At 37.5% G+C, this 13,108-nt stretch carries 13 protein-coding genes and 1 other RNA gene; 11 read left to right on the forward strand and 3 right to left on the reverse strand.

Features of this window, described 5'->3' with window-relative positions:
- Positions 1 to 138 precede the first annotated feature (138 nt).
- The gene (locus tag AC973_RS08525; RefSeq protein WP_048729600.1) at positions 139 to 603 is read right to left on the reverse strand and encodes a universal stress protein; all 465 of its coding nucleotides are present in this window, start codon (positions 601 to 603) and stop codon (positions 139 to 141) included.
- 266 nt (positions 604 to 869) lie between these two features.
- Here AC973_RS08525 and AC973_RS08530 point away from each other — a divergent pair, with 266 nt between their 5' ends.
- Genes AC973_RS08530 through AC973_RS08565 form a run of 8 tightly spaced genes read left to right on the forward strand, consistent with a single transcriptional unit; the run spans position 870 to position 7,310 of the window.
- On the forward strand, positions 870 to 1,670 hold the full coding sequence (locus tag AC973_RS08530) for an SDR family oxidoreductase (protein WP_048729601.1): 801 nt from the start codon (positions 870 to 872) through the stop codon (positions 1,668 to 1,670).
- An 11-nt stretch (positions 1,671 to 1,681) separates the two neighbouring features.
- Positions 1,682 to 3,520 carry a BglG family transcription antiterminator gene (locus AC973_RS08535; RefSeq protein ID WP_048729603.1) on the forward strand — a complete coding sequence of 613 codons (1,839 nt, stop codon included), beginning with the start codon at positions 1,682 to 1,684 and terminating at the stop codon, positions 3,518 to 3,520.
- Between the two features lie 5 nt (positions 3,521 to 3,525).
- Positions 3,526 to 4,008 (forward strand): transcriptional regulator GutM, encoded by a 483-nt coding sequence (locus AC973_RS08540; RefSeq protein ID WP_053083828.1) that lies wholly within the window; start codon positions 3,526 to 3,528, stop codon positions 4,006 to 4,008.
- A gap of 2 nt (positions 4,009 to 4,010) precedes the next feature.
- The gene (gene srlA, locus AC973_RS08545) at positions 4,011 to 4,562 is read left to right on the forward strand and encodes a PTS glucitol/sorbitol transporter subunit IIC (RefSeq protein WP_048729604.1); all 552 of its coding nucleotides are present in this window, start codon (positions 4,011 to 4,013) and stop codon (positions 4,560 to 4,562) included.
- Positions 4,563 to 4,577: 15 nt separating this feature from the next.
- Positions 4,578 to 5,591, forward strand: coding sequence for a PTS glucitol/sorbitol transporter subunit IIB (srlE, locus tag AC973_RS08550; RefSeq protein ID WP_048729606.1), 1,014 nt, complete (start codon positions 4,578 to 4,580; stop codon positions 5,589 to 5,591).
- 14 nt (positions 5,592 to 5,605) lie between these two features.
- Positions 5,606 to 5,962, forward strand: a complete 357-nt coding sequence (locus tag AC973_RS08555; RefSeq protein ID WP_048729607.1) for a PTS glucitol/sorbitol transporter subunit IIA — start codon at positions 5,606 to 5,608, stop codon at positions 5,960 to 5,962.
- A 12-nt stretch (positions 5,963 to 5,974) separates the two neighbouring features.
- Positions 5,975 to 6,625, forward strand: coding sequence for an HAD family hydrolase (locus AC973_RS08560; RefSeq protein ID WP_048729610.1), 651 nt, complete (start codon positions 5,975 to 5,977; stop codon positions 6,623 to 6,625).
- A gap of 16 nt (positions 6,626 to 6,641) precedes the next feature.
- Complete coding sequence (locus tag AC973_RS08565) at positions 6,642 to 7,310, forward strand: fructose-6-phosphate aldolase (protein WP_048729611.1); 669 nt, start codon at positions 6,642 to 6,644, stop codon at positions 7,308 to 7,310.
- A gap of 104 nt (positions 7,311 to 7,414) precedes the next feature.
- Here AC973_RS08565 and ssrS read toward each other — a convergent pair.
- Both ssrS and AC973_RS08570 read right to left on the reverse strand, forming a co-directional pair.
- Positions 7,415 to 7,602: non-coding RNA, 6S RNA (gene ssrS / locus AC973_RS09545), on the reverse strand.
- A gap of 96 nt (positions 7,603 to 7,698) precedes the next feature.
- The gene (locus AC973_RS08570; protein ID WP_048729613.1) at positions 7,699 to 8,970 is read right to left on the reverse strand and encodes a replication-associated recombination protein A; all 1,272 of its coding nucleotides are present in this window, start codon (positions 8,968 to 8,970) and stop codon (positions 7,699 to 7,701) included.
- A gap of 191 nt (positions 8,971 to 9,161) precedes the next feature.
- Here AC973_RS08570 and gshAB point away from each other — a divergent pair, with 191 nt between their 5' ends.
- Genes gshAB through AC973_RS08585 form a run of 3 tightly spaced genes read left to right on the forward strand, consistent with a single transcriptional unit; the run spans position 9,162 to position 12,957 of the window.
- A complete protein-coding gene (gene gshAB / locus AC973_RS08575; protein WP_048729615.1) occupies positions 9,162 to 11,456 on the forward strand; it encodes a bifunctional glutamate--cysteine ligase GshA/glutathione synthetase GshB in 2,295 nt (764 codons plus the stop codon).
- The gene (locus AC973_RS08580; RefSeq protein WP_048729617.1) at positions 11,456 to 12,586 is read left to right on the forward strand and encodes a cysteine desulfurase family protein; all 1,131 of its coding nucleotides are present in this window, start codon (positions 11,456 to 11,458) and stop codon (positions 12,584 to 12,586) included. Before gshAB ends, AC973_RS08580 begins: the two co-directional genes overlap by 1 nt.
- 26 nt (positions 12,587 to 12,612) lie before the next feature.
- Positions 12,613 to 12,957, forward strand: coding sequence for a hypothetical protein (locus AC973_RS08585; protein WP_016897550.1), 345 nt, complete (start codon positions 12,613 to 12,615; stop codon positions 12,955 to 12,957).
- Positions 12,958 to 13,108: the final 151 nt, after the last annotated feature.

Genomic DNA, 13,108 nt, shown 5'->3' on the forward strand with positions numbered 1-13,108 from the left:
CTTTATGATAATGGAGATTCCTCTTTTTTTGAAGTCATCAGTCCTATATATTGTAGAGCCCAAATAACCGCCAACCAGGAGACATGACATCACCTAGTTGGCGGTTTATTTTATTTGAGTAAATTTTTTGCTGAGCATTTAGTCAGCAATTTGTTCATTGTCTAAATTCGTACGAACTACTAACACATCACATGGGGCATTACGAATCACATATTCAGAAACAGAGCCGATAAATAAACGTTCAACAGCATTTAAACCAGTCGCACCAATCATAATTAAATCTGCTTTATTTTCAGGCGCTAAAGTATGGCAAATTTGGTACTTGGCAGAACCATAATCAATCACAGTTTCCACTCGTTCAATCCCTGCTTTACGCGCTTCTTCTTCATAATCAGTTAACATGACTTTAGCACGTGTCGTCACGGCTTCAGGAATGACCTCATTATACATATTTGTTGTTTGGAAGGCAGAGGTGTCAATAATATGGGCAACAATTAGGGTAGCATTGTTACGCTTAGCAACAGCTACAGCCTTTTTAAACGCTAATCTAGACTCGTTGGAACCATCAATTGGGGCTAATATACGTGAATATTCTTGATACATTTTCCTCACGCTCCTTTGTACTTATTATACCACTTAAAAAGTATAAAGTAAGCGCTTAAGTATCATTTTGCAGTTATATAGGTAGAAAAAGGAAAAACAGCAATAATGATTGACTTTGTAGAAGGTTCCTTCTCTTATCTTGTATCCTACGTGATCGAAAAATGGATTAATACAACAAATTTAACTAAGGTTGAAAAAAGCCTGTATTAATAAAAATGTAAGGGCTTGCTAAACTAAAGCTATCAAATAAATAAGGAGGCAATTAGATGCCTGATTGGTTAAATATTGAAGGTAAGGTGTTAGTAGTTACGGGTGGTTCCTCAGGAATTGGTCGGACTATTGTAGAAAGGTTACTAGCGTTGAATGTAAAGGTGGCAAATCTTGATATTTCGGATAATGGACTGACACATGAAAACCTATTATTCGTACAAACAGATGTAACTTCTGCTTTAGCTGTAGAAAATGCTGTAAATGAAGTGGTGGCAACTTTTGGAACGATTGATGGTGTCGTGAATAATGCTGGTATAAACATTCCGAGACTTTTGGTAGACCCAAAAGATCCACATGGTAAATATGAACTAGATGAAAAAACGTTTGATAAGATGTTAGCTATTAATCAGAAAGGTGTATTTTTGGTTGCACAAGCGGTAGGAAGAGTACTTGTAAACAAAAATGCTGGTGTAATTATTAATATGGGTTCAGAATCTGGTTTAGAAGGTTCGGAAGGACAAAGTCCATATGCAGGAACTAAGGCAGCTGTTTATAGTTATACAAGATCATGGGCAAAAGAATTAGGTAAGCACGGTGTACGTGTTGTCGGAATTGCGCCAGGTATAATGGAAGAAACAGGTTTAAGAACGTTAGATTATGAAGAATCATTAGCTTATACTAGAAACATCACAGTTGAAAAATTAAGAGATGGCTATTCTAGTACATCTACTACGCCACTGGGTAGAAGTGGAAAACTAGAAGAAGTGGCAGATTTAGTAGCATATCTATTTTCAGATAAATCAAGTTATATTACTGGTGTGACAATTAATGTGGCTGGTGGAAAAACTAGAGGTTAGGATGATTTGAAATGGCAATTATTAATAGATGGTACCAAATTTTACAAATTATGAATAACTATCAAAGTATAAAGCAAAAAGAATTGGCTGATTTATTAGATATTAGCCGTCAAACTTTATCCAAAAATATCTATCTATTAAATAATGAGCTAGATCAAATTGCATCAATCAGTACTGAAGATGGCGTTTATACTTTAGCTGTTTTTGATATCAATGAATATGAAAAAATACTAGCAGGAAAATTAAAAAGAGAAAGTGATTTTAACTCTACAACTAAAAGAATGGCGTATATTTTAAAACGGTTAATTGGACAAGAAGAAATAATTACGATTGATCAACTCTCGGAAGAAATGATGGTTAGTAGGGGAACAGTTTCAAATAATATATCTACGCTACGAAAAATTATATCTGATTATGAGGTAGAAATTATTGGAAAGACTAACAATGGCTTAGTAATTATTGGTGAAGAATTGGACATACGCCTAATCTATGTTAACTATGTCATGGAATATTTCCCACCTGAACTAGTAAATGATTCTTTTAAGAATTTGTTATCTTCCTATTGTCATAAGAATGATATCCCAGCCCATATCACGAGATTGTTAACGAGTGTAATAGAAGTAAGCATCTTAAGAGTTAGAAATAAACAGTTGCTCAAATCTATCAATCCTTATTATGAGAATTTTATAAAAAATACAGAATTTTTTGAATACATACATTACCTATTTGAAGAAAATTTTGAAATGTCTTTGAGTGCAACTGAGATGGACTTTATTGTTTACCCGCTTAATGTGTTTAACCAAGGTAGCGGGATTAAAAAAGTTTATAACATGAACAAGACTAGACATTTATTTAATCAAATAATTGAAAATGTAGAGCAAGTATTTTCAATATCTATATCTAACGACCAGTTTTTCGATATCATGCGATATCACTTAACCCATCTCACTAACAGGTTAGTTATGCAGCTAGATATGAACGATTTATTTTTTGAAGAAGTTGCAGAGAAATATCCTTCCTCATATGCGATTGCTGAAGAAACATCAAGAACAATTGCAGATGTAGTAGGTAGAGATGTTCCTAAAGCTGAAATTAATTATTTAACCCTATATTTTGAAATGGAACTTAGTGGAAACGGTGTACCAAATAAGCGACATATAGCAGTGATTTGTCATACGGGGATGGGAACGGCCTTGATCATTAAAAACCAGCTGCAAAAAGTAATCGGACATGATGTTCATGTAACAGCATACTCACAGCAAGAAGTTTCCGATGAAACGTTGGATAAATATTTTGCTATATTTACAACAATACCATTAAGAACAAGAAATACTAAGGTGCCTGTTATACAGATGAATTCTATAGTGAATGATTCATTTGTTAAAGAACAGTGGAGAAAGATTGAGAAAAACTCTCTAATTTCTGATAACAAGTTGGAACTTGTTATATCTAAAATCTCTGCCAATTCAAATTATCTAGATCTTATTAATCAAATGTCCGAGGAATTGATTGAAGCAAACTTGGTGGATGATAATTTTAAGGACAATATTTTAGAAAGAGAAAATATGAAATCTACTATTTTTGATCCTACAATTGGCATGCCTCACGCCTTGAATTTCAAAAATAGAAAGATAGTTTTAAATTTTGGGAAATACGATAAGGATACAAATGATATTCCAAAATTTGTCTTTCTTTTAGCAATTCCCAATAATGCAGATGAAGAAATTAATAATTTGCTTTTGGATGTTTACGATTTTATTTTCAGGATCAGTAGTGATTCGAATTTGATTAAGAAATTTTCTGATGTTGATTCCGAAGACAATTTACGGCAAATAATAATGGAGGACTAAATTTTATGGACAACATACTGATTGTAGGTCTAATAATGTTTTGTGCGTTTGTACTACAGACGATATTTGGTTACATACAAATTCGAAATTTTAACAAAATATATCAAAATATTAGAAGCAGAGGAAAAGTGGCAATAGGACGTAAGTCTGGAAAAGTTCGAGCAGGTACTATCGTTTTCTTTGGTATCAACGATGATGGTCAAATTTTTGATGCTTATTTAATGCAGGGAGTAACTGTATTATCTAAATTTAAACAAATAGACCAGTATGTCGGTCAAAATCTACATTTTATTGATAAACATCATCCTTTAGTCCAAAAAGAAAACAAACTCACTCAGTTTGCAATGGAAAATGCACGGGATTTATTCGTATTAGTGGATGCAGGTAAATACCATGAACCAGAGACTACTGGTCAAGTAGATAGAATGATGGATATGATGAATGTTTACAAATCAAAATTAGTTAGTAAATTGAACGGGAGGATATAAGAATGAATTATATAGTTAAATTTGCAGAAAGTTTCATGAACCTATTTCAATCAGGAGCAGATACCTTTATTGGCATGATGACTTCAATTGTACCGCTGGTATTAATGTTAATGGTAGCGATGAATGCAATTGTTAACTTCTTAGGTGAAGAGAGAGTGGAAAAACTAGCTGAAGTATCCGCTAAAAATCCAGTAACACGCTACTTAGTATTACCATTTGTTTCAGCTTTCATGTTAGGAAATCCAATGTCGATGACTATGGGACGATTCCTACCTGAATTTTATAAACCAAGTTTTATCGCATCACAGATGCAATTTTGCCATACTAGCAATGGTGTATTCCCTCATATAAATCCAGGAGAACTATTTGTATGGTTGGGGATCGCACAAGGGGTAATTGATTTAGGATTAAATGAGATGGACTTAGCAGTACGTTACTTATTAGTTGGGTTAGTCATGAATTTCATTGGTGGATGGTCAACTGACTTTATTACTGAGCGACTATGTAAAACTCAAGGTATACAGTTGAGTAAAGATGCTAAAACGGTAGTGTAAAGGGAGGAATTCATTATGACAACATACAAAAGTATTAAAGTTTCAAAAGGCAGTGGTGGCTTTGGTGGACCACTTGTTATTACACCGACAGAGCAGAAGCACAAGTTCATTTATGTAGTTGGTGGTGGAGAACGACCTGCTATCGTCGATAAAATTGCAGCATTAACAGGTATGGAAGCTGTTAATGGATTTAAGACTTCTATTCCAGATGACGAAATTGCTTTAGCAATTATTGATTGCGGTGGGACTTTGCGCTGTGGTATTTACCCTAAAAAGGGTATACCAACAATAAATGTCCTTCCAACTGGTAAAGCTGGCCCCTTAGCACAGTATATTACTGAAGATATTTATGTTTCAAAAGTAAGTAATAGCCAAATTGAATTATATCAAGAAAGTGAAGAAGGACAGCCACTTGTATCAGAGGAAACTGCATCGACTCATAATAAAGATGAAAAGAAACCTACATATGATACTAGTAAAAAAATGACCCAACAAGGCGGTAGTGGTATTATTGGGAAAATAGGTTTAGCTGTTGGTAGCTTTATGGCTACAATTAACCAATCTGCTCGTGAAGCAGTGCAAACCATGTTGACTACTGTGATTCCATTTATGGCATTCGTATCTTTAATTATTGGGTTAATTCAAGGTTCGGGAGTAGGTAAAATCATCGCGAACTTTATGGCACCTTTAGCTGGTAATGTATTTGGCTTGATTGTTATTGGTTTCATCTGTTCAGTTCCGTTTTTATCACCTTTATTAGGACCTGGAGCCGTAGTATCTCAAGTAATTGGCGCATTAATTGGGGTTGAAATCGGTAAAGGTAATATTCCACCTCAATTAGCTTTACCAGCATTATTTGCGATTAACACACAAAATGGTTGTGACTTCATTCCAGTTGCATTGGGGTTAGCTGAAGCAGATTCAGAAACGGTAGAAGTAGGTGTACCTGCAGTACTATACTCTAGATTTATTAATGGTGTTCCCCGTGTTGTAGTGGCTTGGTTAGCAAGCTTCGGATTATATAAATAGAAAGGAAAATTAAATTGAGTATTTATCAAACTAAAATTTTAAATATTGGTCCAGAAGCCGAAATATTTAAAGAAGAGAAAATGATGATTTTATTTGGAGATGATGCGCCAGCGGACCTAGCAGATTATTGCTATGGAATTGATAAGGCTAATCTTTCCGAAGAAATTCAAGTAGGACAATATGTTGTAATCGAAGGTCATGAGTTCCAAATAACGGCTGTTGGTAATGTTGTGAATAAAAATTTACAAGAATTGGGCCATATTACGATTAAGTTTGATGGAGCGGTATCGCCTGAGTTGGCAGGAACATTATATGTGGAAGATAAGCCTATTCCGAATGTTGAAAACGGTTCAGAAATCTCAATAGTGTAATTGTCTGAAAGGATGTATAGCTTGAAGAATATAATTTTTGATATGGACGGCGTTATTACAGACTCCGAATACACATATTTAAATTCCAAAACGGAGATTCTTAAAGAAGCAGGATTTGTTAAAGACATATCTTATCAATATCAATTTATGGGAACCACTTACGAATATATGTGGCAAACTATGAAAGATGAACTTGGACTACCTTTGAGTATTGACAAATATATTAAACTGATGAATCGCAAAAGAAAACTCATGATTCAAAATGATGGTGTGAAGGCCATTCTAGGGGCACAAGATTTTATAAAAAAATTATCAGATGCGGGGTTTCAAATGGCTGTAGCTTCTTCTTCACCTAAAAAAGATATCAACCATGTGATGTCCAGTTTAGATTTAAATGATCATTTTAAATACCTGGTAAGTGGAGAAGAAGTTGAAAATTCTAAACCAGCACCGGATGTATTCTTACTTGCAGCAGACTTACTAAACAGTAAACCAGAAGATTGTGTAGTGATTGAAGACACGAAAAATGGTGTGTTAGCTGGAAAAGCTGCTGGTATGTACACGATTGGGTTCAACAATCCTGATTATCCTGATCAGGACCTGTCAGCTGCAGATCAAATCGTAACTAGTTTTAAACAAATTCCTATCGATCAGTTCAGATGATTTTAAGGAGAAGCAAATGAGATTAATTATTGATTCGGCAAATATTGAAAAAATACAAGAGTACGTTAAATACCTTCCTGTTGAAGGGGTTACTACTAATCCTAGTATATTAAAAAAAGAAGGAAAAATTGATTTTGCGCAGCATATCAAACAAATTAGAGAAATCATAGGAACCGACAAATCTATGCATGTTCAAACAATTGCCAGTGATTATGAAGGGATTTTAAAAGATGCTGAGACAATTCAAAGATTAATCGGGGAAGATACATATATTAAAATCCCAGCGAATAAGGACGGACTCGCAGCGATTAAGACTTTGAAAGCACAAGGGGTTAAGATAACGGCTACTGCCATTTATAATGAAATTCAGGCAATTCTAGCAACTGAAATAAATGCTGATTTTTTAGCGCCATATGTGAATCGGATGTCAAATTTAAATAATGATCCTTACCAAGCTATTAGTAATATTTATGAAAATATCAAAAGAACTGATAGTGAAACTAAAATTCTGGCAGCCAGTTTTAAGAACGTTGATCAAGTTCTAAAGGCAAATTTAGCAGGTGCAGAATTCGTCACAGTTGGCACGGATGTTGCTGATGCATTTTTAGCTGATGCTAATATTAATCATGCTGTGACTCAATTTACTAATGACTGGAACGACATACATAATAAATTTGAAATTTAGAGAGTAAAATCCTCGGTGCTAATGCTCCAATATTAGTTCCGAGGATTTTTTCCACAACAAAAAAGGATGCGATAAACGCATCCTCTAAAAAGTTAATTTTATAAAAGAGCTCCGTTATGTGCCGTGATGAGATCTATCTGTATTGAACCCGCATTGATATACAGGTGGGAACCACATATCTACTTCAACAGTCCTCGTGATGAGGCGTTATATCCATAAACCTTGGCAGTTCCCTAGATAGCTAATTGTTCGGTCAACACATGTAAAGAAATCGCGAACACTACAGAGGAATTCTTCTTATAAATATCATACAATCTTTTGAGGGAAATTTCAAGTTTTAGGGCCTGAAAAAGCCGACAATTACTATAAATTTAATATTTATAAGTGATTATTTACCTTCACGTTTACGGCGGTTTTCAGCTAAAGCCCGTTCATAATTCCCGGTGTCTCCTGCTTCGTAATACCGCCTACCAACTAGGGTATCTGGTAGATATTGTTGGGCTACCCAGTGGTTAGGGTAAGCGTGTGGAAACTTATATTCGTTGCCGTGACCTAATTTTTCAGCGCCTTTATAATGCGCATCTTTTAAGTGTTTTGGAATGATACCAGACTTACCGGCCCGTACATCAGCAAGGGCGGCGTCAATTCCTTCAATGGCCGAATTAGATTTAGGCGATAGGGCTAAATCGATAATGGCATTGGCTAAAGGAATCCGAGCTTCTGGTAGGCCTAATTGGTTGGCCGCTTGAACTGCGGCAACCGTTCGTTCAGTTGCTTGCGGGTTGGCCAAACCAACGTCTTCGTAAGCAATGACTAATAATCGCCGACATAAAATGGTTAATTCACCGGCTTCAATTAAGCGTGCTGCGTATAAGAGGGCAGCGTCTACGTCGCTTCCACGAATAGATTTTTGAAAGGCTGAAATGACATCGTAATGCATGTCTCCGTCTGCGTCGTGGGAGAATGATTTCATCTGCATGCTTTCTTCCGCGATATCCAAAGTAATATGGATACGGCCATCCGCATTTTCATCTGTTGATTTAACGCTTAGTTCTAGGGCATTTAAGGCCGACCGCAAGTCCCCAAAGGCTGCATGGGCAAAGTGATCGATAGCATTGTCATCAATGTCAACTGGAAAACTGCCTAATCCGCGGTCACTATCGGTTAAGGCCCGTTCTAAACCAGTTTTAATATCTGCTTCATCCAGTGGTTCTAATTGAAAAATTTGGGCCCGAGAACGGATGGCTGGACTGGTGTTAATAAAGGGATTTTCAGTTGTGGCCCCAATTAAAGTTATCAAGCCTGATTCCAAATGGGGTAGTAGAAAGTCTTGTTTTGTTTTATCTAACCGGTGGATCTCGTCTAGTAATAAGACGATACCGCCAGAAAATTTAGCTTCCTCAACTACCGCCTGTAAGTCCTTCTTGCTGTCTGTAGCGGCATTTAATTTTCTAAAGGCATATTTCGTTGACCCAGCGATGGCTGAGGCAATAGACGTTTTCCCAATGCCCGGCGGTCCATATAGGAGCATGGATGATAATTGCATGGCTTTTACCATTCGGAAAATGATTTTGCCTTCTCCAACCAGATGTTGTTGGCCGACAACTTCTTCGATTGACCGCGGTCGCATGCGAAAGGCTAAGGGATTATTTTGTGACATTTACCTGGCTCCTCTCTTGACTATACTCCCCTTAATTATAACATAGGTGATTTAGGTTAGCGAATATACGTTCGTTTTCCAATAAAAAAGTAAGACAGAAAAATGGTCTGACAAGCACATTAATGATAAAATAAGTCGAACAACCATTGCTATACGGATGGTAGAAGAGTAGATGAGGAGTTAGATTACATATGAATTGGTTACAGTCATTCATTCAACAAGCAGAGATTCGCCACGCCTTCAAAGAGGCATCGGTAGGGATTGAACGAGAGGGGCACCGGATTACACCTGAGGGGCAGTTGGCCTTAACCCCGCACCCTAAAAAAGTGGATGGGTCAACGTCGTCATTTTATATTCAACGGGATTTTGCGGAATCTCAATTAGAATTGGTGACTCCGCCAGTTTATTCTGCGGACCATGTCATGGAATGGTTGCAAGCGATACATGAAGTGGCGATTGAGTCATTAACGGAAAATGAACGGATCTGGCCATACTCAATGCCACCTGCCTTGCCGGCGGATGACTTGATTGAAGTGGCAGATTTAGAAGACCCAGCTGCTGTTGACTACCGGGACTATTTAGTAGAAGTATACGGTAAAAAATTGCAGATGATTTCTGGTATTCACTATAATATGCAGATTTCACCTGCTTTCATTCAACTAGTCCATGAAGAAGCGAAAAAAGTAGACGGCAATAGTCAATCGCTAAAAGATTTCCAATCTGATTTTTACCTACGTTTATCTCGTAATTTCTTACGTTACCAGTGGATTTTAGTTTATTTATTTGGCGCGGCGCCAATTGCGGATGACAGCTTTTTCCGCGTGCCATCAGATAAGTTTGACCACCCAGTGCGGTCAATTCGAAACTCACGTCTAGGATATATCAATAAGGATGATGTGACTTTTACTTATGACAATTTAGAGGACTATGTGACGCAATTAGAGGCCAACGTGACTGAAGGCCGATTAATCGCTGAGAAAGAATTTTATTCAAATGTTCGGTTACGTGGTGCCAACAAAGCCCGGTCTTTACTGAATAAAGGGATTAAGTACCTAGAATTTAGACTGTTAGATATTCAACCGGATGCCGCTTACGGGATTAAAGCGTCAGATATTGAATTCATGAAATACTTCATCTTGTACTTAGTCTGGTCCAGTAAAGATGCCAATATGGCGGATGTCCATTACGGGATTGACTTGAAGACTAAGGTTGCTGAAGAGGAAACTTTCCAAAAAACGCAAGCTATGGACGAAGGGTTAGCTATTTTGCAAGACATGCAAGACATGTTAGAGGCGATTGAAGCTGATCAATCGGTTATTGAAACGACACAATTGATGGTAGACCGGATGAAAGACCCAGCATTAACGCCAGCTGGCCAAATGATGACGACTATGAAAGATGTTGATGGATTCCTAAAAGCAGGTCGCCAATTCGCGGAAGAGGTCTACGAGTCAGCCTGGGCTAAACCTTATGCTTTAGGTGGCTTTGAAGATATGGAATTATCAACCCAGATTCTAATGTTTGATGCCATCCAAGAAGGCTACCAAATGGATATTTTGGACCGGGATGACCAGATGCTCCGTCTAAAATATAAGACCCACAAGGAAATCGTGAAGAATGCTAACATTACTAGCAAAGACCCTTATATTGGCCACTATGTTATGGAAAATAAGGTAGTCACTAAGGCCTTATTAGCTGAGCACGGCATTCATGTGCCAAAAAGTCTAGAATTTAATCAATTTGGTGAAGCGATGAAAGTAGTCGCCTTATACCAAGACAAAGCTTTTGTGATTAAACCAAAATCAACCAATATGGGAATTGGGATTTCAATCTTTAAGAAAGGCGCGACGGCTGACGAATTTAAGGAAGCTTTAGATATCGCCTTTAAAGAAGACCATACTGTTTTAATTGAAGACTTTGCCTTTGGAACTGAATACCGATTTTACGTGCAAGAAGGGGAAGTTCTGTCTATTGTCAACCGTGTCGGGGCTAATGTGATTGGAGACGGTCTGTCAACCGTTGAAGATTTAGTCGCTGACAAGAATAAAGACCCTAAACGAGGAAGAGACCATCGTTCGCCACTAGAAATCATCCAATTAGGGGACATCGAAGTGAATACCTTGAAACAACAAGGCTTGACACCAACGGATGTGGTGCCTGAAGGGCAACAAGTAATTTTACGAGAGAATTCAAACATTTCAACAGGTGGAGATTCTATTGAAGTCTTAGCCGATATGCATGATTCTTATAAGGAAATTGCTGTGAAGATGGCGGCTGTTTTAGGGGTGAATATTACCGGATTAGACCTAATGATTGAAGACATTCACCAACCAGCAAGTGCAGATAACTATGCATTAATTGAAGCCAATTTTAACCCAATGATGATGATGCACATATACCCAGCAGTGGGAGAGGGCAAACGGATCACTAAAGACCTGTTAAGCTTCCTATTCCCAGAGAAAACAAAATTTACGGGAGGAAAATAATGAAAGGCATTTATTTAGATTACGCCGCAACAACACCAGTTGACCCAGAAGTCATTGAAGTCATTACGCAAGCCATGCATGATGATTACGGAAATGCTTCAAGTTTGTACAAGATTGGGCGTGAATCTAAGCAGAAGGTAGAAGGCGTCCGCAGACAAATTGCCGAGACTCTAAACGCTGATGCAGATGATATTATCATCACTTCTGGTGGAACCGAGTCGAATGATTCAGCTATTAACCAAACTGTAGCTCGTTTAGCGGATAAGGGTAAACACTTAATTACGACCGCTGCAGAACACTCTTCTGTCTACCAAACTATGCGTCACCTTGAAAGACAAGGTTTTGAAGTGACTTATCTAGAATTCGACGAAGAAGGTCATATTGACTTTGAAGAATTGAAAACAAGCATCCGAAAAGAGACGATTATGGTATCCATTATGGCCGGCAATAACGAAGTTGGGTCCTTGCAAAACATTCAAGCTATTGGCGATTTATTACATGAAAAGGATATTTTCTTCCATACAGATACTGTCCAAACATATTTGAATATTCCTCTAGACGTGGAAAAAATGCACATCGATGCCTTGTCTATGTCTGCCCATAAAATATACGGGCCAAAAGGAATAGGCTTTATGTATTACCGGAATGCTAAGGCGGATTTTGCCCCTTATGTACGCGGCGGTAACCAAGAAAACAAACATCGGGCAGGGACAGAAGCCTTACCTTTAATTTTGGGCATGTCTAAAGCAATCGAAAAGCAATATGACAATATGGAAAAGCACCAAGACCACTTAAAGGCCTTGCGTCAACATTTCTTGGAGGGCGCTCTAGAACGTGGCTTAGACTTCCAAATCAATGGTCCGACTGAAGCAGAATTGGCCCATGTCTTAAATATCTATTGGCCAGGTCACCCATCTGATCAAGTTTTAATCAAGCTAGATTTAAGAGATGCTTACTTATCAGCAGGTTCAGCATGTACAGCAGGATCACTTGAACCATCACGCGTGCTTGTGTCTATGTACGGGGCGGATTCGCCGCGAATCGCAGAAAGTTTACGACTTTCTTTTGGGGAACCAACTGAATTTTCAGATATTGATCAAATTTTAGATATTTTTGCTTCAATTAAATAGTTATTTTTAGTGGAGGGGAACAGATTATGGCAATGACAGCAAGTGTCCAGTTGAAAGGGGCTAGTAAGAAATTTAAACTAGCCGATACAGTGAAGAAATATACCCTTAGAGACTACGGATTCCAAGAGGGTAAACAAGGGAACTTTGAATTCGAACGCGTAGTAACCGCATCATTTAATGATAGCCGCGAAGTTTTATTCAAAATGAAAGTGAATAGCAGCCTTGATGGTTTTTCTATGACTGTGACTAATTTGAACGGTATGCAAGTGGTGAATGTTTATAAAAACGATTCGATGGCACCACTGCAAGAAGCGGTTGAACGGTTACAAGCGGATATGGTCACTATGGGTATCCTTGAAGAAATTGTATAGACTATAGTTGATAAATATACTCGAAAAAAGTAAGCGTATTGCTTGCTTTTTTTGCTACAGCCTGTATAATTTGTACTTGTGATTTTATAATCTCTACTAACAACCTAATATACGACCTTCAATCGTAAAATTATGGCAGAAAGATGGTGAT

Source organism: Carnobacterium sp. 1290_CSPC (assembly GCF_001053265.1).
GTDB lineage: Bacteria > Bacillota > Bacilli > Lactobacillales > Aerococcaceae > Aerococcus > Aerococcus urinaeequi.